Here is a 25,293-nt window from a genome sequence, read left to right as displayed (position 1 = left end):
ACCGCAAAGAGGAAATGGAGGAATGAAGCATGTGGAATAAAAAAGGAAAAGGACGGCCAGCCCTGCAGACAGATTCGCTGTTTGGCCATGGAGGAAACCTGGAAGGAAAGGTTCAATGCGACACCAATCTGCGCATCGACGGCGGGTTTACGGGAGAAATCCGCTGCGGGGGCACCTTGACGATCGGCGAGCAGGGACGTGTCCATGCTAGCATTACGGCCGCTGAGGTGATTATCGCCGGCAAAGTATTCGGGGATGTCACTGCGAAGCACGGTTTGACTCTGACCTCGACAGGCAGTCTGCACGGCAGCGCGGCCGCCGGCAAGCTGTCCATTATGGAAGGCGGCGTCCTGAACGGGCTGGTCGAAATGGAAGAACCGCCCGCTCCCGAAGGAGCGAACGGTTCGATATGGACCTCAGAATGCGCCGCGAATGCGGAACATGATTATGAACAGGACGGGCACGCATCCTAGCCATACCTCAAAGGTGGCGGGGCAGGCCTGTGGTTTCTTGTTTATTTTTCCGGTCACCCGGCGACGTCTCTGCGGCTGAACACGACCCAGGACAACAGCAGAAATACGGCATAATAAATAGCTAGCACCGCAATGGAGAAGCCAAGGGTCACGCCTCCAGGTCCTTGGTCGGAAACCAGATATGAGCTCAGGTTCATGTGGGTAAACAGCAGGTACTTCGCCCATTCATAACGCTCGGGACTGAAAATGGCGGTAAATACATCCTTGGCGAACATAATAAACAGCGACAAGCCGATCGCCAGCCCGCTTGCGCGGAACACGCTGGAAACCATGAAGGCAATCGCCGCGGTCAGGAACAACTCGATATACCGGCAGCCGATATCCAGCAAACTGTAGGTTCCCTGACTCCAGCTGCCGACCAGCGTGGACGCTCCTTCAGTCGGGAACAGGATGCGGGATGCACCGAACGCACAAACCGCTAGCAGTACCGTCGTGAGAATGCTGAACAGCACCATCGCCACATATTTTGACAGCAGGATCTTCGATCTGCTCCAGGGCCGGATCAGCAGCAGCTTGATCGTCCCCCATGAGAATTCGCCCGCGACGGCATCCGAAGCGATAACAACGGTAAAAATCGTATTCAAGAAAAACATGGCGCTGAGCGTCATTTGAAAGCTGTTCCACATGCCCGGCCGGTACTGCGGTTCGCTGGTAACGTATATGAGCACCGGCATCAGGATGCTCAAGACAACGAGCAGAAACAGCATGATCCAGGTACGGATGCGTCTGTATATTTTAATATTCTCGTTATGTACAAGCGACGAAAAACTACTCAATGCCTTCACCTCCCGTCATCTTCAGGAATTGGTCTTCAAGCGAAACGACCACTTCTTTTATGCCGAATACTTGAATTCCACCGCCAACCAGTCGCTCGTTCAATCCGGGGATATCGCTCCGGAGAGCTCTTACGACAAGGCCTTCAGCCTCCACGGTTCCGCCGATAAGCGCATGTGCCGCTCCCGGGTCGTTCACTTCGAACAAAATCTCCCTGCTCAGCGGCCCTGCTTCAGCTTCTCCCACAGATTTGAGCTGACGCACATCCACCAGTTTGCCGTTCTGAATGACCGCCACGCTGTCGCACATCAGTTCCATTTCGGAGAGCAAGTGACTGGAGACAAAGACGCTGGTCCCTTCTTCCCGGCACAGTCTTCGCAGGTAGTCGCGCAGCTCGCGGATACCTTGCGGATCAAGCCCGTTGGTCGGTTCGTCCAGAATCAGCAGTTTGGGGCGGTGAAGCAAGGCCTGGGCCACTCCAAGACGCTGGCGCATGCCAAGCGAATAGCTCTTCACTTTGTCATGAATCCGATTGTTCAGTCCAACAAGCCGTACGACCTCATCAATGCGCTGCTTGGTAACTCCGCTGACCATACGCGCATACTGGCGTAAATTCTGGTACCCGGTCAAAAATTTGTACATTTCCGGATTTTCCACAATCGCGCCGACCTGCGCTACCGCCTCTTCAAAATTCGTCCTTATGCTTCTTCCGCCAATCGTAATGTCTCCCTTGCTGATCGAGATCAGCCCGACCATCATTCGGATCGTCGTTGTCTTGCCCGCGCCGTTCGGACCGAGAAAGCCGAAGATCTGTCCCGCCGGGATATCGAGCGTCAAATCGTTGACCAGCGTTTTGCTGCCGATCTGTTTGGTTACACCGAGAAGCCGGGCGACCGGCTGCTGAACCGCTCTATTTTCCGTCATTCGATTGCACACATCCTTTCCTTATGATTTTGCAAAAATTCCCTATATTAGGTTAGACGACGCAGGACGCAAAAATACTGCAATTTTTTTTGAACCTCTTATTGGTAAACAAAAAGCGGCAGCTCGGAGACTCGCTCCGAACTGCCGCCTGCAATGCGTTATTTCAAAAATATTAGCTTTATTATTAACCGCCAACCCGTGCCAATTCTCGCATGTTCGCTTCAAAAGCGGCCATCATTGCGGCTTCGCCGGTAAGGCCGGTTTCCTCAACCTTGCGGATTTGGTCCATCATCCGTTTGTAATCCTTCGGAATAACGCGGGCGAATTTCGGCAGGTTATCCTGCCAATTGTCCAGCACACGCTGGCCGAGCGCACTGCCCGTCAGCTCCGTATGGCGGACGATCATGCCGTGCAGATCTTCGATCTCTTCGCTCTCCTCCACGCGCTCCAGCAGAACCATTTCCAGGTTGCAGCGGTTGATGAACGAATTATCGGGATCGAATACATAGGCGATACCGCCCGACATCCCCGCCGCGAAGTTGCGTCCGGTTTCGCCAAGGACAACGACGCGTCCGCCGGTCATGTATTCACAGCCGTGGTCGCCCACGCCTTCAACGACAACCTTGGCACCGGAGTTGCGGACTGCGAAGCGTTCGCCGGCAATACCGCTGATGTAAGCTTCACCGCTTGTCGCTCCGTAGAATCCCGTGTTGCCGACAATGATGTTCTCCTCGGCGACAAACGTCGCTTTCGGAGACGGCTTGACGATCAGCTTGCCTCCGGAGAGGCCTTTACCGATGTAGTCGTTCGTGTCGCCCTCAACCGTAATGGTGATACCCTTCGGCATGAATGCCCCAAGGCTTTGTCCGGCAGATCCTGTGAAGTGCAGGCGAATCGTGTCATCCGGCAAGCCGGCTGCGCCGTATTTGCGCGTCAATTCGCTGCCGAGAATCGTACCGACGGCGCGGTTAACGTTCGTAATCGGCAGGGATGCCTCCACAACCGTTCCGTTCTCGAGCGCCGGAGCTGCAAGAGAGAGCAGCTTGGATACGTCCAGCGTCTCTTCCAGGCCATGGTTCTGCTTCTTGGTGTTGTAACGCGTGCTGCCTTCAGGCAGCTCTGGCGTATGCAGCAATCCGCTGAGGTCGACGCCCTTCTTCTTCCAATGATACGAAGCCTGAACCGCATCCAGGCAGTCCGTGCGTCCGACCATTTCTTCAATGGTGCGGAAGCCGAGGCTCGCCATAATTTCGCGCAGATCCTGGGCGACGAATGTCATAAAGTTAACGACATGCTGCGGATCGCCTGCAAAGTTCTTGCGCAGATCCGGATTCTGCGTTGCGACGCCGACCGGACAAGTGTCCATTTGGCAGACACGCATCATAATGCAGCCCACAGCCACCAGCGGAGCGGTGGCAAATCCGAACTCTTCGGCGCCCAGCAGCGCAGCCACCGCCAAGTCGCGGCCGCTTAGCATTTTGCCGTCGGCTTCCAGCACGATCCGGTCGCGCAGATTGTTCAGCATCAGCGTCTGATGCGTCTCGGCAAGACCCAGTTCCCACGGAAGACCCGCATGGCGGATGGAGTTCATCGGCGACGCGCCGGTGCCTCCGTCGTAACCGCTGATCAGGATGACGTCGGCGCGGCCTTTCGCTACACCAGCAGCGATCGTTCCGACACCAACCTCGGATACGAGCTTCACGTTGATGCTTGCGCGCGGATTGGCGTTCTTCAGGTCGTAAATCAGCTCCGCCAAATCCTCGATCGAGTAAATATCATGGTGAGGAGGCGGAGAGATCAGACCCACGCCCGCCGTGGAACCGCGAACCTCGGCAACCCAAGGATACACCTTGCGTCCCGGAAGCTGTCCGCCTTCGCCCGGCTTCGCGCCCTGCGCCATCTTGATTTGAATCTCGTCGGCGTTCACCAGGTAGTTCGACGTTACGCCGAACCGGCCGGATGCGACCTGCTTGATCGCACTGCGGCGGGAATCGCCATTGGCGTCCGGAGTAAAGCGCGCCGGATCTTCCCCGCCTTCGCCGGTATTACTCTTGCCGCCGATGCGGTTCATCGCAATCGCCAGCGTCTCGTGCGCTTCCTTACTGATCGAGCCGAAGGACATGGCGCCGGTCTTGAAGCGTTTCATGATCGATTCGATCGGTTCCACTTCTTCCAGCGGAATAGCCTCTCCTACCGGCTTGAATTCAAGCAGGGAACGAAGCGTCTGATGCTTCTTGCTCTCGCCCTGAACCAGAGCGGAGTATTTCTTGTACATATCGTAATCGCCGCTGCGGACGGAATGCTGAAGCAGATGAATCGTCTGCGGGTTGAACAGATGATCCTCTCCGTCGCTGCGCCATTGGTATTCGCCGCCGGAATCCAGCACTTTATCCGTGCCATCCTTATCGGAGAAGGCGCGGTTATGATGCACCAGCGCTTCCGCGGCCACTTCTTCCAGACCGATGCCGCCGATGCGGGACGGCGTCCAGGTGAAGTAGCGGTCCACGAACTCGGAATTCAGGCCGACCGCCTCGAAGATTTGGGCGCCACGGTAGGACTGAATTGTGGAAATCCCCATCTTGGATAGGATTTTGACCACGCTCTTAGTCGCGGCTTTAATGTAGTTCTTCACGGCTTTTTCATGCGAAACGCCTCTCAGCAGACCTTGGGCGATCATGTCGTCCAGGCTCTCGAACGCCAGGTACGGATTGACCGCGCTCACGCCGTAGCCAAGCAGAAGCGCATAGTGATGCACTTCGCGCGGCTCGCCGGATTCAAGCAGAATCGTTACTTTGGTCCGCGTGCCTTGACGGATCAGATGGTGATGCAGGCTCGATACGGCCAACAGAGCCGGAATAGCCGCATTCTCGCGGTCTACGCCGCGGTCGGACAGAATAAGAATATTGTGCCCCTTGTCGATTACCCGGTCGGCGGCTTCGCTCAGACGGTCAAGCGCGGTGCGCAGTCCTTCGGCTCCCAGCTCGGCCGGGAACAGAATCGGAATGGTCATCGACTTGAAGCCGGCGCGGCGCACGTGACGGATCTTGGCAAAGTCTTCATTGGACAGGATCGGTGTATCCAGCGCGATCTGTCTACAGCTTTCCGGTTCTGGATTAAGCAGATTGCGCTCCGGTCCGATTGTCGTTGTCGTCGAAGTAACCAGCTCTTCGCGAATCGCGTCGATCGGCGGGTTGGTTACCTGGGCGAACATTTGTTTAAAGTAGTTATACAGCCGCTGCGGACGGTCGGACAGCACCGCCAGCGGAGCGTCGTAGCCCATGGAGCCGACCGCTTCGGCGCCGCTTGACGCCATCGGCTCAAGCACCTTGCGCAGATCCTCGAACGTGTAGCCGAAAGACTGCTGCAGCTGCTGGACGTTGTCATGCTTCGGATTCGGCAGCTCCGGAGCGTCCGGAAGCTCGCTCAGGCCGATCAGATGCTCGTCAAGCCATTCACGGTACGGACGCTCGGAAGCGATCGCCGCCTTCACTTCTTCGTCGGAAATAATCCGGCCTTCCTTCGTGTCGACCAGCAGCATCCGGCCCGGTCTCAGGCGGTCCTTGTACAGCACGTTCTCCGGAGCGATATCCAGTACGCCCGCTTCGGAGGACAGAATAATCAAATCGTCCTTCGTTACATAGTAGCGTGAAGGCCGCAGCCCGTTGCGGTCAAGAATGGCGCCGATTTGCACACCGTCGGTGAAGCCCATGGCGGCCGGACCGTCCCACGGCTCCATCAGGGTGCTGTGGTATTCGTAGAATGCCTTCTTCTTCTCGTCCATGCTGTCGTGGTTGCTCCACGGCTCCGGAACCATCATCATGGCCACATGAGGCAGGGAACGTCCGCTCAGGTACAGGAACTCGAACGTGTTGTCGAACATCGCGGTGTCGGAACCGTCCGGGTTGATAACCGGCTTGATCTTCTCCAGATCGCCGCCGAACACTTCGCTCTTGAACAGGGATTGCCGTGCATGCATCCAGTTCACGTTGCCGCGCAGCGTGTTGATTTCGCCGTTGTGGATCATGAAGCGGTACGGATGCGCGCGCTCCCAGCTTGGGAACGTATTCGTGCTGAAACGCGAGTGGACAAGCGCGATCGCCGATTCCAGCTTTTCGTTCTGAAGATCAAGATAGAACTGCCCCACCTGCTCGGTGGTCAGCATTCCTTTATAAACGATTTTGCGGCAGGACAAGCTCGGAATATAGAAGGAGTCTCCTTCTTCCAATCCGCCGTAGCGGATTGTGAGCTCCGCCCGTTTGCGGATTACGTACAGTTTGCGTTCAAAGGCAAGATCGTCCTGAATATCAGCGGACCGGCCGATAAATACTTGACGGACATAAGGCTTGGCGGCCTTGGCCGTCTTGCCCAGCATGTCGTCGCGTGTCGGAACTTCACGGAAGCCGAGCACGGTCTGCCCTTCTTCGGCGATAATGTTGCTCAGGATGCGCTCATGCTCGGTGCGGATGCTTTCGTTATGAGACACAAAAAGCATACCGACACCGTAACGGCCCGCCTCCGGCAGTTCAAACCCGAGCGCTTTCGCTTCTTCGGAGAAGAACCGGTGCGGAATTTGCAGCATAATGCCCGCGCCGTCGCCGGAATTCGGCTCGCTTCCCTGGCCTCCGCGATGCTCCATATTGGCGAGCATGGTTAAGGCGTTGCTGACAATCTCATGAGAGGGCTTTCCTTTAATATGGGCAACAAAGCCCATACCGCAGGCATCTTTCTCGAACTGGGGATCGTAAAGGCCCTGTTTAGGGGGCAGTTCTGTGTGTCTCATCTTACGCAACCTTTCTATAATAAAGTGGGGCATTATTAATAATTATTCAACGCAGATTGGTTATATTATTTTATCATCGACCTTACATGAGCGCAATTTAAACTTTTTTATTATACCGATTAAGATTAGCTTTTGCGTCACAGCTTTAGAGAAATAAAGCTTAAATAATCTGCTGCATGAATAATTATACATTAAGAATGAATAAGTGCTTATAAAATGAAAACGTTTTACTCATGTAATCCTTTTGTAACATAAGGTGGAAAGCGTTTTCTTTTCCTGTATGCACCAAAAAGCGCCCCAAAAGGGCGCTCCGGTGAAAACCGCCGGCGGCGATTTCATTAAATGTTATACAGACAAAACTTGTTCACTATTTAATTCGGTTTGCGAGTCGCGTCCGCGGGTTATAAAGTAGAAAAATGTCAGAATGAGGAAGATGACGCCATAAACGGCCAGCGTACCCGCATCGCTCCACATTTTGCCGAAATCGCCCGTAGAGATGACCGATCTGAAGCCTTGCACGCTGTAGCTCATCGGGAGCAGCGGATGAATCGACTGCATCCATTTCGGAATCACCTCAAGCGGGAATGTGCCGGCGCTTGTCGTGAGCTGGAAGATCAGCAGCACGATGACAACGAATCGGCCCGGCTGATCCAGCCAGGTAACGAGAGCCTGGATCACCCACATGAACGAAAGGCTCGCGATGAACGTAAATGCGTAAAATCTCGGCACACTCTGCACTTCGAGTCCTATACCGTAGAGCAGGATCGAAGCGGCCACCAGAGACTGCAGCAGGCTCATGGCGGAGAAAATCAGCGTGCGGCTGACAAACCGGTTAAACCCGGTCGCCTCCTCCACGGTAACATTGCGGAGAGAGATGATGATCGTACAGATCAGCGCACCCACGAACAGGCCCAGGGACAGGAAGTAGGGAGCAAGCCCGGTACCGTAGTTCGGCACTTTGCTCAAGGTTTCCTGATTCAGCTCGACCGGCTCCGCGAACATGCTTGCGGTCCCGTCTGTCCGATTGACGTCCGTCTTAACCGCTGCATCGCCGAGCTTGCCCGCAAGCTCCGCTGATCCGGACTTCAGGCCCTCTGTGCCGTCCTTCAGGTCTCCGGCGCCATCAGCCAGTTTCTGCGATCCTTCCGCTACGGAGCCGATGCCGCCGCCAAGCTTGGCGACTCCGGCCGCAAACGCCGACGCGCCCGATTCCAGCTTGGCGCTGCCTTCCGCAAGCTTACTGCCGCCTTGCGCCGCCTCGCCGAGCTTCGCCCCGAACTGCTGCATGCCGGCCGACAGCTTGCTTCCGCCGTCGGCAAGCGCCGACGCGCCCCCCGCAAGCTTCTGCTGCCCCGCAGCCAGCTGCTGCGCACCGGCGTTCAGCTGCTGCGCTCCGCCGTTCAGCTCGCCAGCGCCGGCCGCGACCCGCTGCGCTCCGTCATGCACCTGCGCAGCGCCCGCCGCCAGCTGCTCCTGGCCGCTGTGCAAGTCGCTTGCGCCCTGGGCGAGCTGCGCCTGGCTCTGCTGAAGCTGCGCGCTGCCGTCGGCCACCGCCTTGCTTGCGGCGATCAGCTTCTGCACATCGGCGCTCGCCGCAAGCGTAGGATTGGCGGCCGCCAGCTGCTGGAGGCCATCCGAGACGCTCTTGGCCCCGGCGCTAACCTTCGCACTGCCGTCGGCCGAGGCCTTCAGTCCGTCCGCCAGCTTCGCGCTGCCGTCGACGGAAGCAGCCAGCCCGGCTTGCAGCTTGCCGCTGCCGTCCGCGACGGACATCGCTCCGCTCTTAAGCTTCGCTCCGCCGTCCGCAACAGCTTCCGCTCCGGTCTGAAGCTTCGCCGCCCCCTGGGCTGCCTGCTGCAGCCCGCCGCTCAATTGCTTGGCGCCCGCCGCCGACTTCGCCGCGCCGTCCGCAAGCTGCTTATGGGCGGCGGACAGCCGGTTCAGCCCGCTGGCCAGAGAGCTCCCGCCCGCCTGAAGCTGGGCGGCGCCGGTCTTGAGCGCGGCGGCCCCCTGCTTCAGCGGCTGTACGCCGCTTAGCAGCTTGCCCGCGCCATCGCTGAGGACAACCAGATTATCCTTCAGCTTGGACGCGCCGTCGTCCAGCTTGACGGCCCCGTCGGCGATTTTGGTGGCGCCGTCGCTGGCTTCGCCAAGCCCGCTGGAGATGTCGGCGATTTTGTCAAAGACGGAATTCGCATACGCCTCCGTAATCTTCGCGGATACTTTGGCTTTAAGCTCCTTGGCCGCCGAATTCGCAATGGTGCTTGCCGTGAAATTCTCGCCCTGCTTCGGCTCGTAAATGAGCTGCGCAGGCGTCGGGTGGTCATCCAGCAGTGTCGTCGCATTGGCCGAGAAGTTCTCCGGCACAATGATCGCCACATAATACTCGTCTTTCTCCAGTCCCGCCGCCGCCTGCTCGCGGCTCACAAAGCTCCAGTCGAAGTCTTTGCTCTTCTTGAGCTCCTCCACCAGATCATGCCCGGCATTCAGCCGGGTTCCCTCGTAATCGGCGCCCTTATCTTCATTAACGATAGCAATGGGCATCTTATCCAGATTGCCGTACGGGTCCCAGAACGCCTTCAGATACACTCCGCTGTACAGTATCGGAATGAACAGGACGACCAGAACGGTAATCAGCGTCATCGGCTTCTTGAATACCGCGCCCACGTCTTTGGTAAAGACAGATAATGATTTCAATCCGGTCCTCTCCTTATGCATTTTCTTTATACTCTGTTGTGTTGCTGAAATAACAACTGACTATTTTCCCCGATTGGTCAATCAAAGGGATAAGAAAAACTCCTATCGGAGCCTCTCGAAGATGTTGCCGAATCCCTCTTTAGCTGTTGTTTTTCCTATCTTCTTCCCTCATAAATGAATTCCGCAGCAAAAAAGCGTCTTAATCGGGAACGGCCTTCCGCCTCCTCCTTACACCTGCTTCAGTTCCAGCCCCTCGGCCAGAAACAGCCGGAAATACGCTTTGATCTGCTCCTTGTCCAGAGGCTCACGCAGTTTGCCCATCTCCGAAGTCAGCACAACATACAGCTTCAGCATAACCGCCGATACTACCTTGGGATCGCACGGCTTCACTTGACCCTGCCCGATGGCGTACTCCACCTCCCGTTCGATATACCCGAGGATGACACTCTCGATCTTGTCGAGGCCTTCCTGCGCCTGCGGCGTGCCGAATTCGCGCTTTTCCTGGGAAAGCTTGATGAACAGCTCGTGCTCACTTCGGAATTCCAGCAGGGCGTCCAGCACCCGCTGCAGATTATCGAAGAACGGCTTGTCGCGCCTGATCTCCCGTTCGGCGATATGTTTCAAATCAAGAATGACTCCGCGCAGAATTTCGTCAAAGAGCTGTTCCTTGTTCGAAAAAAAAGTATAAATGGTGCCCTTGCCGACATTCGCGATTTTCGCCACCTGATCCATCGTTGTCGCCTTGTAGCCGAATAATGAAAAAGATTTCGCCGCCGCCTTGATCACCTGCTGCCTTCGGTCCACCGCTGCCACTGGTTAAGCACGTCCTTTCCACCGCTTTGCGCAATGCTGTTCAATCGATACTGACCATTTTACGAATTTAGTCATTCAGTCATTAATAAATTTACCACCATGACCGCCGGATTGCAATACCTTCCAGAATGTTTTATTTTTAGTTTTTGCAGTGTTTTAACTTTCTATTTACGTCTTATTTGTATAATGTGATTATGAGGCAGAATTTCTGAGCAAAAATAGCGTATAGTGAATGTAACAAACTTTGCAATTCTATCGATACGGAAAGTAGCGGGTGACATTATGCGAAAGAAAAGAGTACTGCTGTTTTCGGAAGGGTTTGGCACGGGCCATACAGGGGCAGCCTATGCTCTGGCTGAAGGGATCAAGCGCCTTAATCCTGCAGTCCAGTGCCGGGTCATCGAGCTGGGCAAATTTCTGAACCCGACGGTGGCTCCATGGATTCTTTCCGCCTACCGCAAGACGGTCAGCAGCCAGCCGAAGCTGGTCGGCATGCTGTACAAGACCCAATACCACAGATCACTGAACCGGTTCACCAAGCTTGCGCTGCACCGGGTTTTCTATACACATGCCCGGCAAGTCATCGAGCAGCTTAAGCCCGATCTTATTATATGCACGCATCCCCTTCCCGCCGCCGTCGTATCCCGGCTGAAGCATCTGGGGCTGAATGTGCCGCTTTACACTTTGATTACAGATTATGACGCGCACGGAAGCTGGGTTAACGCAGAGGCGAATCGCTATCTCGTCTCCACTTCCAGGGTCAAGTCGATTTTGACGGGACGCGGCATTCCCGCCGACCAGGTGACGGTAACGGGCATCCCCGTCCACCCCAAGTTCTGGGAACGTTCCAGCAAAGAGACGCTAAGACAGGAGCTTGGACTGGCAAATATGCCTACCGTGCTTATTATGGGCGGGGGCTGGGGCCTGATGTTCGGCGAAGAGATCATGAACGCGCTGACGGCGAAGATCGATCAGATTCAGCTCGTCTTCTGTATGGGCAGCAATAATAAACTGGTGGAAAAATTGCGCAGCGACCCCCGGCTCCGCCATCCGAACGTTACTATTATCGGATACAGCAGCGATGTCAATAAGCTGATGGACGCCGCGGATCTGCTGATTACGAAGCCGGGCGGCATGACCTGCACGGAGGCGCTGGCCAAAGGCATTCCGATGCTGTTCTATCAGGCCATACCCGGGCAGGAAGAGAAGAACAGCCAATACTTCGTTGAACTCGGACTTGCCGAGATGCTTGATTCCGAGAAGGTCGTCGATAAATGGTTCCGGCTGCTGCGCCGCGAATACGCGGAGCTGGAGGAACAGCGCCGCCGCCGCCTCTCGCCCGACCGTTACCAGCCGGGGAACTGCGCGGCAACGGTGCTGGAGATGCTAGGGAACCCGAAGGATCTGTCCGGGAGCCTCAGCGCCCAATCCCAACCTTGCCCCGATGAAGCGATATATCTGACGCCTTAACCTTGGCTTAACACGAAACTGCAAAAAGGATGACCGGATTTTACACCGGTCATCCTTTTTTGATGTCAGATGGGACTGAAATCGCCGTTACAGATAGATACGGCGAGCTCATCTTTTCAACTAAATCTCCAGACTTTCCCCGGCTTTCAGCGGATAGCCGTCAATGCCCTCCTGCTTCAGCCTGTCGCAGAACTGAACTCCGTCCTGCTCGATACCCGGAAACGTGTTGTAATGCAGCGGAATGACTTTGGCTGCCCGCAGCCACCGCGCCGCCAGCAGCGCATCGTCCGGCCCCATCGTCAGCATATCCCCGATCGGCAGCGCAGCAAGATCGATGGCATTGCGTTCCCCGATCAGCCTCATATCGCCGAACAGCGCGGTGTCCCCGGCATGGAACAGCGTTTTACCGTCAAGGTTCAGCAGGATTCCCGCAGGCTGGCCAAGATAAATCCAGTAGTCTCCCTCCTGTATGGACGAGGAGTGGAAGGCGGGGGTATATTTTACGGTGAATCCGGAATAGGTAAGCCCGCCGCCAATATTCAAGTGCTTGACTTTTGCGCCTTTAATCCGGCAGTATTCCGCAAGCTCGTAGACCGCGAAGATCGGGCAATCGTTGTTCTTGGCAATCTCCACCGCATCCCCGAGGTGATCGGAGTGCCCGTGGGTCAGCAGTACGGCGTCCACCCGGATATCTCCCGGCGCGATTCCCGAATGAGGATTCCCCGACAAGAACGGATCAATGATAATGCTGGCGCCAGTCCCTTCAACCAGCAGCGCGGAATGGCCGTAGTAAGTAATTTTCATAATTTTTCCCCTCCTCTGTACATATAGTTAGATTACCCTGTACGAGGAAGATCAACTATCTATAAAAGCTGTGATTTCCAATTTTTTTGGAAAAAGTTCGGGAATGATGCACGCTAAGATCCTGGGCCAGCGTAAGCGAAAGAAAATAATAGGTATCGTCGGTGACGGCCTTCACTCCGGAAAGCGCATCAGCCACCGCCCGGACCGATTCACGGTTAGGCTTGACCCGATTCAGCCGCCCGTTGGCTACGGGGCTGAACTGATATTTCTGGTAGATCACTTCTTTGATCGTATCGGGAAAATTGGCTGACCGCAGCCGGTTTAGGACAACGTTGGCGACTGCCACCTTGCCCTTGTACGGTTCGCCTTCTGCCTCTGCCATGACGATTCGCTCCAGCAGAAGCACATCTTCTACGGATACCGCGTAGCTCCGGGTCGCCTGATGACGCTCTTCCCGGCTTAACAGCCTGTTCCGTGAGAAGTAGAGTATTGCAGGGGGATGTAGCTTGGATGCGGCAGCCTTATTGACCGCGGACTGGCCCGCCTTCACCCCGATAGCTGCCTTACGCCTTGCTTCCCGCACGCTTTGCGGGATGCTTACGGCGGCGGCCTTGAAGGTCCCGCCCCTTGGCGCTTCGAGCGAGGTGGCTTGAGCCGTCCGGCGCCACGCTTTGGCGCTCAGCCATTCGGCGGCGAGCATGGGCTCCCAGGCGTGCCGGGGTGACCGGTATACATCGGACAGCTTGGGCTGGACCTGCCGGACGATGGCGATTCGCGCCGTCCGGCCCGATTTCGCCGCCGGCTTAGTCCTGTCAGCCGTTTGCACGGCTGTCTCGCCCGAGTCCGCCGCAGACGAAAGACGCGGAGACTGCCATCGGCCCAGGTGGACCTTGTCCCGCTCTTCGCTCCGGCCCAGTCCGGGCACAAGCAAAATTATCGCAGAGAAACACACCAGAATAACGCCGAACAGCGGCATCACCCAGCGGTTCAATTTGAATACAGACATTTCATTCCTCCTAATTTCACGGCACATTCCTAACTATATGTAACCGAAAATGAGAGGTTTGAACAGGTTTAACCTTCTTTTTTTATTAAATTTTTATTTTTTCGACAATTTCATACATCGGTTTGTTATGCATCCGCGTTGCAAAAAGAACCCACTCATCCACTCTCCAGGGTGCCTGCAGAACGCTCTCTTCCCGTGTGAGCGCATCAAGATATTGGGAGTCAAACCCCCGCTCCCCCCTGTATTTGCGGGCCAGCGTCACATGGGGCTTGTACGCACGCTCCTCGGCGCGAAATCCCAGCGGTTCCGTAGCTGACACAATCCGGCTGTGCAATTCCCTTAGCCGGTCCGTTTCTCCGTCCAATCCCGCCCACAGAACGCGCGGTGCCGACGGAGGGCCGAAGACGCCCGTGCCGCGCAGCGACAAGGTGAATGGCCCGAAGTCCGCCGCGGACTTCTTCAGCGCCGACACTAGCTCGGGAATGCTCCTCGGGTCGGTATCGCCCAGAAACTGGAGTGTAATGTGGTAGTCCTCCTCATGCGTCCATTTTGCAAAGGGCAGCTCCCGGGAGAGCCTGCGGCACATGTCTGAAGCGGCTCCGCGAAGTTCGGGGGACAATCTTACAGCCGTAAACAATCTCTCGGGAGTCATGTCCCTCTTGCCGTTCTTTATTCCGTCATCCATGTTCATTTCACCTTTCTTCGCGGATTTGCTATGCTTATGGAATATTAAGCTTCTAATTAATAAAGTTTACTGTCGGGAGGGACGATTGTGGCAAAATCGATTGTATGTCTGCAGCCTTTGACAAAAGAACAAGTGGAAGCGATCCGCAAGGCCGCTCCCGGCTATACCTTTGTGCAGTGCGACGCCAAACAGCCGGATCTTGAAGCGCTTGCCGAGGCGGAAATCGTGATCAGCTGGGCGAAAGGAATTTCAGGCCTCCTGCTTCGCGAAGGCACTCCGCTCCGCTGGGTTCAGGCCTGGTCTGCCGGAGTCGACAAGCTGCCGCTTGACCGGCTGGAGCAGCGGGGAATTGTGCTGACCAACGCCAGCGGCGTGCACGCCGAACCGATCTCCCAGGTTATCTTCGGATATATGCTGATGTTCGTTCGCAACCTGCATACAGCCATCCGCAATCAGGACCGCCGTATCTGGAATTCGGATGAAACCGAGACCGAGCTGACGGGCAAGACAGTTGTCATCGCCGGCACCGGCGAAATCGGAGCCGCAACGGCCAGAATCGCCAAAGCTTTCGGAATGAGAACCATAGGCGTGCGCCGGATTGATGATCCGCTGCCCGGCTTTGACGCCATGTACACGACCAGCCGGCTTAAGGATGCCGTGGCCGAGGGCGATTTTGTCATTAACACGCTCCCGCTTACAGGCGAGACCCGCGGTCTGTTCGATGCCTCCGTGTTCTCCTCATTTAAGGAGGGCTCCTATTACATCAATATCGGCCGCGGAGGCACCACCGATACGGAGGCGTTGATCGAAGCGCTGGAGAACGGAAGGCTTCGCGGCGCGGGGCTGGATGTGTTCGAAGCGGAACCGCTGCCCGAAGATCATCCCTTATGGGACATGAAGCAGGTGATCATCACTCCCCACGTCGCCGGCTTGACCGATCATTACAGCAACCGCCTCGTCGGTATTTTTACCGAAAATATGAAATCTTATTTGGCTCATGGCGCTCCCACGGTCAATGTGGTTGACTACCTCCGCCAATATTAAAGGCAGAGCCAGAGCGACCGTCTGAAGGTTCCCTTGAACACCGTGCAGCCGCCTTTGATTTCAAAGCCGGCCGCGACAATACTCTCCTGAACCGGCTGCGTGGAAATAATGACCGCGCGGCCGGTTAACCGGCGGAGAGCTTCGAGCATTTCTCTTGTGTCCGCCGGCGAGAGAACGGAGCACAGGTTATAAGGCATGTCCAGCACAGCCGCGTCATAACGGCCGAACAGATTTCTCATGTCCCCGAGCGTCACGATATGCTCCGGGTAGCCGAAATGGCGAAGATTCCCCTTCGCCCCCCGCACGGCGAGCGGATTGAGATCGCAGCCGGTCATGTCCATCCCCATGAACAGCCCTTCAATCAGAACGCTCCCCATCCCGCAGCACGGATCGAGAACCCGCAGGCCTTCCGGACGCGGGGCCGCGATGTTGACGGCCGACCTGGCCAGCGCCACACTGAGCCCCGTGGAATAGTTATGCGGCTTAAGCTTCCGCTCCTGCCAGCTTCTGTCGCTCTCATGGTACTCGCCAAGCATAATAATGCCATTATGCTTGACCAGTCCGAATACGCGGTCCGGCGACCGCAAATCGGCCATGCCGGTCATCCGCCTGCCGACGGTTCTCTCCAGCTCTTTGCGTTCTTCAAAGGTTCCGCCCCCTTCCTTCGGACAGATCAGCTTAAAGGTCTCTCCCGCTTCAAACCCGATTCCGGCAGCAAACTCCCCTATGGCTTCCAGCGATTCCGATGCGCATTGAATATCAATTCTGCCTAATATAAACGGACTTCGGCAAGGATCAATCTTTTCCCGGGCAATAACGAGTCCCGGAGACAGGACATCCCCTTGCAATAATACCTCCAGCTCCAAAGAGCACAGTCCGCTTTCGTTCTCGTGACTTCGAAATATATATAAGTAAGGCATCTCTATGTAGTCCATCCTCATCCCTCCTTTCGTTTCTATTACAGCCGTCCACAACAAACGCCCTCTCTGCATTTCGCAAAGCCGGGCGTCAAGAGCAAAGCAGTATTGAGTATCTCTTTAATCCAAATCGTAGATCGAGCCGACTTTAAGCCCGAACAGCTCATTGTAGATTTTCTCGGCAAAAGCATCCGTCATTCCCGCAATATAGTCGATTACCATATGCTCCCAGGTCCAGATCGGTTTTGGCCGGCGCTGGTCCTTTTCAAAACGCTGCAGCCAATCGGTCGGGATAATCGCCTTCGACGTATCCGGGTCAACAAAAGCGCCCCACAGCTTCCGCACAATCCATTCGCTGCGCTTCTGCAGCCGCTGTACACGGAGATCGCGGATCATCGTCACCCAGGCAAAGCTTTTCAGGACGCTTACCGTGCGCAGCAGGTCTTCGTCTTCTTTTCCTTCCTTAATAAAGGTAACCTTCTTCCAGTCGCCGTCCGGGATGACACCGAGGCTGCCGACAAAAGTGCTGACCCAATAGGCTTTGACTTCGCGGCGGGTCCGGGAGTAATCATTTTCACAGGTCGGCATTTTCTCCTTCCAGACGCGCAGGAACGAATCCAGCACCTCTTCCACCTTCGGCCGTATCGCTTCCTCCGTCCATCCGTGCCAGAAAGAATCCTCCAGCGTCATGATCTTCTCGACAATCAGCCTGATAATATACGGATCGCGCATAAAAAACTCATGAACCTCGATTTTTCCGGCCTTGATGCCGTCTTCCAGGTCGTGGGCGGAGTAAGCGATATCGTCGCACAAATCCATCAACTGGGCTTCAAGCGTCTTCTTGCCTTCCGGAATGCCCCATTCGGAGCGGACATGCGAGATATATTCCCACTCATGCTGGTACATCCCTTTTTTGAGCACCGTTCCGGGAAAAGGGTACTTGTTGATACCAAGCAGTACGGCATCCGACAGATTCAGTCCGTCGATATTTTCGCGCTTTTCCAGAAACATGATCAGCCGGAAGTTGTGCGCGTTCCCTTCAAAATGCTCATATTTGGTTCGCATCTCATTAAAGATTTCGAGCTTGCGGACCGGGTCCGCCGCCGCGCCCGTCACCAGCGCCTTCTGCGTCGTCTTCTCCTCAATCATACGGTCCAATATGTTGTCTAGCACTTCTTCCCCTTTATGTCCGAACGGCGGATGGCCGAAATCATGGGCGATCGATGCACATTCGACGACCTCGGGATCAATGACCAGGCCCGGATTTTCGGCTTGTCCCGTTTCGACTTCGGGATACGAGCGCAGCAGGCTCTTGGCCGCTTCGCGGGCAATTTGCGCCACTTCGAGCGAATGCGTCAGGCGCGTCCGGTAATAATCGCCGGTGCCTGCGCCGAATACTTGGGATTTCCCTTGAAGCCTGCGGAAGGTAGGCGAATGGATAAGCCGGGAATAATCGCGTTCGTATACGGCCCGCGACGTCTCCTGCCGGGTGATCTCCGGATATTGGCGGTGTTCTCTTTGTTCAATCAGTGTCATATCCCCCACCCCTTTATATAGCATTCTGTCTTTAATACTTCATTATAGTTCATTTTCGGCAAAAGTTTCATTAATCCGCTTATATTTTTCATATTCGCACTTGAATCCCGTTTTCCGCTCTTTTCGCTCTTTTTCAGGAAAAATTCCGCTTTTCCTCGGTAAAGTGATGCATTTTCACGGAATATATCATAAATACTCAGAATATCTTGTTTTTCCCAACATTATGTAGTATAATTTCGTTATATCAAATATGTTTTGGTTTTGTTTTGATATAACTGATTATAACTGGACATCAAGAATCACTTAACTATACATCTCTTTATTACCCAAAAATGAGAGGAGAGTTCTCAAATGAAACTTAGCGCTAGAAACCAATTGGAAGGTACCGTAACGCTGGTCAAAGCAGGTCCGATCAATGCAGAGGTTGTTATTGATGCCGGCGGACAGAAGATTACTTCCATTATCTCTTTGGATGCCCTTGAAGAACTTGGTATTAAAGAAGGCTCTACCGTAACCGCTCTTTTCAAAGCTTCCTCGGTTTTGCTCATGGCTTAAGGGCGGCTGCCCGCTTCATGGTAATCCGACGCAAAGAGAACCGGATACACATCCAAGGAGATGTGCGTCCGGTTCTTTTGTATTCTCCGCCCGCAATAATTGCGCCCGGGCCAAAAATAAGGTAGTCTTGTGTTAATGCACTAGCAGTGCGACGGCTGCCGGGCGCAGCCCAATTTTTAGGAGGCTTTATTTTATGTCCGACAATACATCCTATACAACCGAAGAGGTTGCCCAGCTGCTTAAGATATCAAAGCTTAAGGTCTATGATCTTATTAAAAAAGGCGAGCTTTCTTCTTATCGGGTCGGCAAACAAATGCGCGTGGACTCTTCGGATCTTGAACTGTACAAGCAGCAGTCCAGAGGAATCGGACGTCAGGCTCCCATGCTTGCTCCGGTACAGCCCCCGGTTCAGAGCACAGGCCTCGCCCATAATGCCGCTATTCCAGGGGGGTTCCGATCATCGGCGCGAGATATCGTTATTACCGGACAGGATATCAGTCTGGATATTCTGGCGCAGCATTTGGAAAAGTTCTCGCCCTCGCTGCGCCCGCTGCGTTCCTATGCGGGCAGCTTGGACAGTCTGATTTCCATGTACCGCGGGGAATCGGATATCGTCAGCACGCATCTGCTTGACGGCGATTCGGGCGAATATAATATTCCTTACATCCGCAAGCTCCTCGTAGGCTCCAGCTTCATTGTCGTCCGCCTGTTGGGTAGAGCGGCGGGCCTCTATGTACAGAAGGGGAATCCCAAGGGGCTGCAAAGCTGGAAAGATCTAGGACAACCGGGTCTGCGGCTCGTTAACCGGGAAAGAGGATCGGGGGCCCGGGTGCTGCTTGATGAGCAGCTGCGCCTAAACGGTGTAGACGGAACGAAGATCGACGGTTATTTAACGGAAGAAATCAACCACCTGACGGTTGCCGGGAAGATTGCCCGGGGCGAAGCCGATGTCGGCGTCGGAAACGAAAAAGCCGCCCGCATGGTTGAAGGCGTGGATTTCATTCCGCTAATCCAGGAAAAGTACGACCTCGTGATGCTGAAACGTCCCGAGAACCGGGAGTGGATCTCGGCTGTACTCGAGTTATGCCGCTCCAAGGCGCTGCATAATGAATTGGGCTCGATCTACGGATATGACTTGTCCGAAACCGGGAATATCATTTACGAAACGTAAGCCCTTACGCTGGAACGAAATAGCTTTCCCACTCTTCAAACGCTGAACACTTAAAAATAAACCCTCCCCTATCCATTAAGCCTCTACGCTGCCGGATGAAGGAGGGTTTATCTGCGTTATACGTCCCTTTTCAGGAATACCGGTTGACAAACATCAGCATGATCGCCGAGATGGCGATAATGGAAATGACCCACAGCCATGCAAGCGTCATGTCTCCGCCGTCTACGGCCACATAAATGGCTGTCGGAATCGTCTGGGTACGATTGGGAATATTCCCGGCCACCATGATCGTCGCTCCGAACTCGCCGAGTCCGCGGGCGAAGCCAAGAACATAACCTGCTGCAAGTGTCCGGATGGCGAGCGGAAGCGTAACATAGCGGAGCACTTGAAACTCTCCCGCCCCCTGCGCGCGCGCCGCATCTTCCAAATCTCGGTCGACGCCCTCGAAACCGGCTTTCAGCGTGCGGTAAACGAGCGGAAAAGCGACCACGACGGACGCAATTACCGCCGATCCCCAGGTGAACAGAATCGTTCCACCGGTTAAATTTTCGTACCATTCGCCAAGCCAGCTTCTTCTTCCCAACACGACCAGAAGTACAAAACCCACAACCGTAGGCGGAAGAACCAAGGGCAGCAAGAGCACGGTTTCGATCAGGCTGTGGCCCGGAAACTTCCGGTTCGCCATCGCTTTGGCAATCGCCGCCGCCAGGATGAATACAACCAAGCTGGTTATTACTGCTATTTTAATCGATAGCCACACCGGGGCCATAAAGTCGGTCCAATTGATGTCCATGTCCTCAACCCGCAGTCTTTAATAATTAGTAGAGCAAAAATCCAAAGGATTTAAATACGCTGGTTGCCGCGCTTGTTTGAAGATAAGCGTAGAACGCTTCGGCTTCGGCCTTATGCTCTGTGCTCTTTACGATGCCGAGCGGATAGTTAATTGGTTTATGGGCGAAAGAGGCTACTTTCAGAGCTATTTTAACTTTACTGGAGGTCAGAGCATCGGTTTTGTAGACAAAGCCAGCGTCCGCATTACCTGTTTCAACATAGGAGAGCACAGTGCGCACGTCTTTGCCAAAGACCAGTTTGCTTTGCAGCGGGTCCCAGATTTTCTTGAAAGTCAGCGATTGCTGCGCATATTGTCCGGCCGGTACCGATTCCGGTTGGCCTACGGCCACCTTCTTGAACGAAGAGCCTGTAAGCTGCGAAATCGTAGTGAGCTTTGTCTTCGAACTTGCTGGAACTACAACCACCAGTTGATTTTTCAGCAGTTCTTTGTGGGTGGAGATGAGCCCACCATCAACGAGAGCTTTCATTTGCTTGTCGCCTGCCGAGAAGAAGAGGTCTGCCGGAGCGCCCTGCTCGATTTGCTTCTGCAATGTGCCGGATGCAGCATAGTTAAAGACGAGATCGATATTCGGATGGGCCTTTTCGTATTGAACGGCGATTTTATCCAGGCTGTCCTGCAAACTCGCTGCTGCCGATACGATAATTTGGGTCTTGCCCGCAGCCTCTGCCTTACCTGTAAATGCTGCTGGCAGAGCAGCGAATAATGCCACCGCCATGACTACCATTGCTAGCTTTTTTAACATTCTCCCAATCCTCCAATGTATGTATTCATATGATTTAGGAGCTATTCTAGCACACATTTCGATAACCGACTATATATTTTGTTATAATATATGTGCTTTTGTTAAGTTTAAAAATAATTTATGAATTCTTGTCGAAATAACATGAGATAATTCAAGGCAATTAACCTCACACACCTTTCTCACGGCTCTCCCTCACTTCTCTCCCTCACTTCTCGCAAGATTCAAAGCCGGGATTATCTTTCCGCAAAAAAATACCCTCCAGCCCTTGGCGCTTGGCTTAAAGCCGCACTCAAGAATCTGAAGGGTATGGGAAACTATGAAACTGTTAATTTTTCGTCCGGGGATCAAGCACATCGCGCAGACCGTCGCCCATCAGATTGAAACCGAGCACGGTCAGCATAATAGACAGGCCTGGGAAGACGACCGTCCAGGGCGCCTTCTGGATAAACTGGCGGGAATCCGACAGCATCTTGCCCCACTCAGGTTCCGGCGGCTGGGCGCCGAGACCAAGAAAGCCGAGCGCAGCCGCTTCAATAATCGCGGTGGCGATGCCGAGCGTTCCCTGCACGATAATCGGCGTCAGGCTGTTCGGCAGAATATGCGTGAGCAGAATGCGGGTGTTCTTCATGCCGATGGCCCGCGCCGCCGTAATATACTCCTCCGACTTCAGGCTGAGCACCTTCGCGCGCACAAGCCGGCCGTAGGTCGGAATGTTGACGATGGCGATGGCGTAGAGTGCGTTCTGCAGCGACGGCCCGAGAATGGCCACGATGGCGATCGCCAGCAGAATGCTCGGAAACGCGAGCAGGATATCGAACAGACGCGAAATGAGCATGTCAATCCATTTGCCGTAGAACCCGGCCAGAACGCCGAGCACGGTGCCAACGATAATGGAGCCGATGACGGAGAAGAAGCCCACCCAAAGCGAAATGCGCGCGCCATAGATAATACGGGTGAACATATCCCGGCCAAGGTCGTCCGTTCCGAACCAATGATCCGCGGACGGCGCCTTCAGCCGGTCCATCAGCACCTGCTCCTTGTAATCGTATGGGGCAATGAACGGCGCCAGCACCGCGATCAGGATGAAGAACACGATGATGCCGAGTCCGAGCATCGCCGTTTTATTTTTGCGGAATGCCTTCCACGCGTCGCGCCAAGGGCCGGAGACCTTTTCGGCAGCAGCCGTTTCCGGATTCATATTCAATGATGCCTGTGACAAAAGGTTCCCTCCTTACTTGTATTGAATGCGCGGATCGATGACGGCATACAGCAGATCCACAAGCAGATTGATAATAACGAAAATAAAAGCGATGATCAGAATTCCGGATTGGATAACCGGATAATCGCGCGAGCTGATCGCTTCAAATATATACCGTCCCACGCCCGGCCAGGCGAAGATCGTCTCTGTCAGCACCGCCCCGCCGAGCAGGGCTCCCGTCTGCAGACCAACGACGGTCAGCACGGGAATCAGCGAATTTTTCAAAGCGTGCTTGTACACAACGACAAACTGTGACAATCCTTTGGCTTTGGCCGTGCGGATATAGTCCGAATTCATGACCTCCAGCATGCTGGAGCGGGTCATCCGGGCGATAATCGCCATCGGAATCGTTCCGAGCGCAATGCTCGGGAGAATCAAATGCTTGATGACGGTCCAAAGCTGATCCCAGCGTCCCGCCAAAATACTGTCGATGACATACAGGTTCGTAATGCTCTCCACCGGGTCCCGCTGATCCATCCTTCCGATCGAGGGCAGCCAGTGCAGCTTTAACGCAAACACGAGTTGTTCCATGAGGCCAAGCCAGAATATCGGCATGGACACGCCGATCAGCGCGATAATCATCGCGGTATAGTCAAACCATGAATTCTGCTTCCAAGCGCTCAAAATGCCGGCATTTACGCCGACAAAGGTGGCGAACAGCATTGCGGCCACCGTAAGCTCCAGCGTTGCCGCCAGGTAAGGAACGATTTCTTTGGCAATCGGCGTCTTGGTGCGAATAGAGGAACCCAAATCGCCTTTTAGCAGATCGCCCATATAATCAAAGTACTGCGATATCCAGGGCTTGTCGAGGCCGAGCTGTTCCCGCAGCGCCTGCTTGGACTGCTCTGTCGCCTTTTGGCCCAGAATCGTCTCCGCCGGATCTCCCGGAATGGCATGAATGATGGAGAATACGATTATCGTCATCCCGATCAGCACGGGAATCAGCACCATGACACGTTTTAATAAGTAGGAACTCAAGAACGGATCACCTTCCTTACACGGGCTTGCCGCCGCTCTTTAGCGACGGCAAGATCGTGTGCTATGAAGCTATTCGAAGTAAACTTCGCTGTAATATTCCGTACCTGTCGGTCCAGGAACAAAGCCTTTCAGGTTTGCTTTGGCCGCAAGCAGCGGAGTGGTATGCACGAGCGGAATCCAAGGAGCGTCTTCTTTGATGATGACTTGAGCCTGTTTGTACAGGTCGGCACGCTTCGCTTGGTCCGTCTCCTTCTGCGCATTGATCAGCAGCTTGTGAAGATCTTCATTCACGTAGAAGGTGCGGTTGTTGCCCGGGATGGCATCCTTGTCCAGCAGCGTGTACAGGAAGTTGTCAGGGTCGCCGTTGTCGCCCGTCCAGCCGAGCATGTAGATGTCGTCCTTCTCACCGGCTTTGGTGTCATCCAGATAAGTCGCCCATTCCGGAGACTCGATCACGGTCTTCACGCCGATTTTCTCCCAGTCCGCCTGAATCGCTTCGGCGACCTTCTTGCCGTCCGGCATGTAAGGACGGGATACCGGCATGGCGTACAGGGTTACCGTATCCGGCAGGCCGTTCGGGTAACCGGCTTCGGCCAGCAATTGCTTCGCTTTGTCCAGGTTGTACTCATAGTCCTTCACCTGGTCGTTATAGCCCCACAGGGACGGCGGCATCGGGTTGACGGCCGGCTGCGCCTGTCCGGCGAAGAATGCGTCGATGATGGCTTGTTTGTTCACTGCATAGTTCAGCGCCTGTCTTACTTTTACGTTGTCGAAAGGCTTCTTCTTGAAGTTGAAGCCCAGATAGGCCACGTTAAACGGAGGACGTTCGATCTTTTGCAGATCGGTGTTGCCTTCCAGTGTGGACAGATCGTCAGGGCTCAAATCTTCCATCAGGTCGATTTCGCCGTTTTGCAGCGCGTTGAAGCGTGCGGAGTTGTCCGGAATGGAACGGACGATCACCTTGTTCAGCTTCGGAAGGCCTGCTTTCCAGTAGTTTGCGTTCTTGTCGAGCGTAATGGAATCGTTATGCTTCCATTCCTTGAAGACGAATGGGCCTGTGCCGACCGGCTCGTTCTTGAAGTTCGCTTTCTTTTCTTTGATCGCTGCCGGGCTTCCGATGCCGAAGGAAGTCATCGCCAGGTTTTGCAGGAACGGAGCCTGCGGCTGATTCAGCGTAAATTGTACAGTCAGGTCGTCGACCGCCTTCACTTCCTTAATTACACGCGCGCCGTCCGGCCCGAACATGGAATCATAGTAATCGAAGGAATCGCCTTCGAATTTGAACTCGCTCTTCGGATCGCTCCAGCGCTGGAAGTTGAATACAACCGCCTCAGCGTTGAAATCTGTACCGTCATGGAACTTAACGCCCGGATGCAGCTTGAACGTATAAGTCAGGCCGTCCGGCGATACTTCCCAGCTATCCGCCAGGGAAGGCTGAACTTCGGAGGTTCCCGGCTTGTACTCGAGCAGGGAATCAAATACCTGGTGCGCGATCTTCAAAGATTCGCCGTCGGTAACAATCGCCGGATCGAGCGAAGCGGAGTCGCCGCCACGTCCCACCACCAACGTATCCTGCGTTGATGCGCCGGCAGTTGCCGTGCTTGCCGGCGAACTGGTTGCCGCCGCGCCGTTATTCGAGCTTGCGTCGTTGCCGCCGCAGCCGCTCAGCACGAGACCCGCGCCAAGCATCAAAGTTAAAGCCAGACTGCCCCATTTCTTCATTTTCGTTAAAACCCCTTTCTCCCCACAATTG

20 protein-coding genes are annotated in these 25,293 nt (G+C 54.8%); 5 read left to right on the top strand and 15 right to left on the bottom strand.

Annotated features, from left to right (window positions below; all coding sequences use genetic code 11):
• Positions 1 to 29 precede the first annotated feature (29 nt).
• Positions 30 to 473 carry a bactofilin family protein gene (locus tag PSAB_RS05060; protein WP_025333492.1) on the top strand — a complete coding sequence of 148 codons (444 nt, stop codon included), beginning with the start codon at positions 30 to 32 and terminating at the stop codon, positions 471 to 473.
• Between the two features lie 53 nt (positions 474 to 526).
• Here PSAB_RS05060 and PSAB_RS05055 read toward each other — a convergent pair whose 3' ends face one another.
• From PSAB_RS05055 to PSAB_RS05035, 5 genes are all read right to left on the bottom strand, one after another.
• On the bottom strand, positions 527 to 1,240 hold the full coding sequence (locus tag PSAB_RS05055) for an ABC transporter permease (RefSeq protein WP_420835630.1): 714 nt from the start codon (positions 1,238 to 1,240) through the stop codon (positions 527 to 529).
• A gap of 61 nt (positions 1,241 to 1,301) precedes the next feature.
• Positions 1,302 to 2,231: an ABC transporter ATP-binding protein gene (locus PSAB_RS05050; protein ID WP_025333490.1), complete on the bottom strand. Its 930-nt coding sequence runs from the start codon at positions 2,229 to 2,231 to the stop codon at positions 1,302 to 1,304.
• A 184-nt stretch (positions 2,232 to 2,415) separates the two neighbouring features.
• On the bottom strand, positions 2,416 to 7,011 hold the full coding sequence (gene gltB / locus PSAB_RS05045) for a glutamate synthase large subunit (RefSeq protein WP_025333489.1): 4,596 nt from the start codon (positions 7,009 to 7,011) through the stop codon (positions 2,416 to 2,418).
• A 345-nt stretch (positions 7,012 to 7,356) separates the two neighbouring features.
• Positions 7,357 to 9,708 carry a YhgE/Pip family protein gene (locus PSAB_RS05040; RefSeq protein ID WP_025333488.1) on the bottom strand — a complete coding sequence of 784 codons (2,352 nt, stop codon included), beginning with the start codon at positions 9,706 to 9,708 and terminating at the stop codon, positions 7,357 to 7,359.
• Positions 9,709 to 9,936: 228 nt separating this feature from the next.
• Positions 9,937 to 10,521, bottom strand: a complete 585-nt coding sequence (locus PSAB_RS05035; protein ID WP_025333487.1) for a TetR/AcrR family transcriptional regulator — start codon at positions 10,519 to 10,521, stop codon at positions 9,937 to 9,939.
• Between the two features lie 282 nt (positions 10,522 to 10,803).
• Here PSAB_RS05035 and PSAB_RS05030 point away from each other — a divergent pair, with 282 nt between their 5' ends.
• Positions 10,804 to 11,991, top strand: a complete 1,188-nt coding sequence (locus PSAB_RS05030) for an MGDG synthase family glycosyltransferase (RefSeq protein WP_025333486.1) — start codon at positions 10,804 to 10,806, stop codon at positions 11,989 to 11,991.
• A gap of 120 nt (positions 11,992 to 12,111) precedes the next feature.
• Here PSAB_RS05030 and PSAB_RS05025 read toward each other — a convergent pair whose 3' ends face one another.
• The 3 genes from PSAB_RS05025 to thpR form a co-directional block, all read right to left on the bottom strand.
• Entirely contained in the window at positions 12,112 to 12,795 is a 684-nt protein-coding gene (locus PSAB_RS05025) for a metal-dependent hydrolase (RefSeq protein WP_025333485.1), read from the bottom strand.
• Positions 12,796 to 12,850: 55 nt separating this feature from the next.
• A complete protein-coding gene (locus PSAB_RS05020) occupies positions 12,851 to 13,801 on the bottom strand; it encodes a cell wall hydrolase (RefSeq protein WP_025333484.1) in 951 nt (316 codons plus the stop codon).
• A gap of 85 nt (positions 13,802 to 13,886) precedes the next feature.
• Complete coding sequence (gene thpR, locus PSAB_RS05015; protein WP_025333483.1) at positions 13,887 to 14,486, bottom strand: RNA 2',3'-cyclic phosphodiesterase; 600 nt, start codon at positions 14,484 to 14,486, stop codon at positions 13,887 to 13,889.
• Positions 14,487 to 14,573: 87 nt separating this feature from the next.
• Between thpR and PSAB_RS05010 the strand changes: the two genes are divergently transcribed.
• On the top strand, positions 14,574 to 15,530 hold the full coding sequence (locus tag PSAB_RS05010; protein WP_025333482.1) for a D-2-hydroxyacid dehydrogenase: 957 nt from the start codon (positions 14,574 to 14,576) through the stop codon (positions 15,528 to 15,530).
• Here the strand turns inward: PSAB_RS05010 and PSAB_RS05005 are convergent.
• Positions 15,527 to 16,465, bottom strand: a complete 939-nt coding sequence (locus tag PSAB_RS05005) for a TRM11 family SAM-dependent methyltransferase (protein WP_025333481.1) — start codon at positions 16,463 to 16,465, stop codon at positions 15,527 to 15,529. The two genes, PSAB_RS05010 and PSAB_RS05005, sit on opposite strands and share 4 nt — an antisense overlap.
• Positions 16,466 to 16,567: 102 nt before the next feature.
• Positions 16,568 to 17,983, bottom strand: coding sequence for a deoxyguanosinetriphosphate triphosphohydrolase family protein (locus tag PSAB_RS05000; protein WP_025333480.1), 1,416 nt, complete (start codon positions 17,981 to 17,983; stop codon positions 16,568 to 16,570).
• 351 nt (positions 17,984 to 18,334) lie between these two features.
• On the opposite strand from PSAB_RS05000, the gene PSAB_RS04995 reads away from it, so the two are divergent.
• A complete protein-coding gene (locus PSAB_RS04995) occupies positions 18,335 to 18,538 on the top strand; it encodes a TOBE domain-containing protein (RefSeq protein WP_025333479.1) in 204 nt (67 codons plus the stop codon).
• Positions 18,539 to 18,731: 193 nt separating this feature from the next.
• The gene (locus PSAB_RS04990) at positions 18,732 to 19,709 is read left to right on the top strand and encodes a helix-turn-helix transcriptional regulator (RefSeq protein WP_025333478.1); all 978 of its coding nucleotides are present in this window, start codon (positions 18,732 to 18,734) and stop codon (positions 19,707 to 19,709) included.
• A 130-nt stretch (positions 19,710 to 19,839) separates the two neighbouring features.
• Here PSAB_RS04990 and modB read toward each other — a convergent pair whose 3' ends face one another.
• From modB to PSAB_RS04965, 5 genes are all read right to left on the bottom strand, one after another.
• Positions 19,840 to 20,502 (bottom strand): molybdate ABC transporter permease subunit, encoded by a 663-nt coding sequence (gene modB, locus PSAB_RS04985; RefSeq protein WP_038595568.1) that lies wholly within the window; start codon positions 20,500 to 20,502, stop codon positions 19,840 to 19,842.
• A gap of 25 nt (positions 20,503 to 20,527) precedes the next feature.
• Positions 20,528 to 21,304 (bottom strand): molybdate ABC transporter substrate-binding protein, encoded by a 777-nt coding sequence (modA, locus tag PSAB_RS04980; RefSeq protein ID WP_025333476.1) that lies wholly within the window; start codon positions 21,302 to 21,304, stop codon positions 20,528 to 20,530.
• A gap of 325 nt (positions 21,305 to 21,629) precedes the next feature.
• The gene (gene nikC / locus PSAB_RS04975) at positions 21,630 to 22,502 is read right to left on the bottom strand and encodes a nickel transporter permease (protein ID WP_051529720.1); all 873 of its coding nucleotides are present in this window, start codon (positions 22,500 to 22,502) and stop codon (positions 21,630 to 21,632) included.
• A 33-nt stretch (positions 22,503 to 22,535) separates the two neighbouring features.
• Positions 22,536 to 23,540, bottom strand: a complete 1,005-nt coding sequence (locus PSAB_RS04970) for an ABC transporter permease (RefSeq protein ID WP_025333474.1) — start codon at positions 23,538 to 23,540, stop codon at positions 22,536 to 22,538.
• Positions 23,541 to 23,609: 69 nt separating this feature from the next.
• Positions 23,610 to 25,262, bottom strand: coding sequence for an ABC transporter substrate-binding protein (locus PSAB_RS04965; RefSeq protein WP_025333473.1), 1,653 nt, complete (start codon positions 25,260 to 25,262; stop codon positions 23,610 to 23,612).
• Between the last annotated feature and the right edge of the window lie 31 nt (positions 25,263 to 25,293).

The organism is Paenibacillus sabinae T27, from assembly GCF_000612505.1.
In the GTDB taxonomy this organism is placed as follows: domain Bacteria; phylum Bacillota; class Bacilli; order Paenibacillales; family Paenibacillaceae; genus Paenibacillus_AQ; species Paenibacillus_AQ sabinae.
Note: the sequence above shows the minus strand (reverse complement) of the source record. Positions and strands in the feature narration are given on the sequence as shown.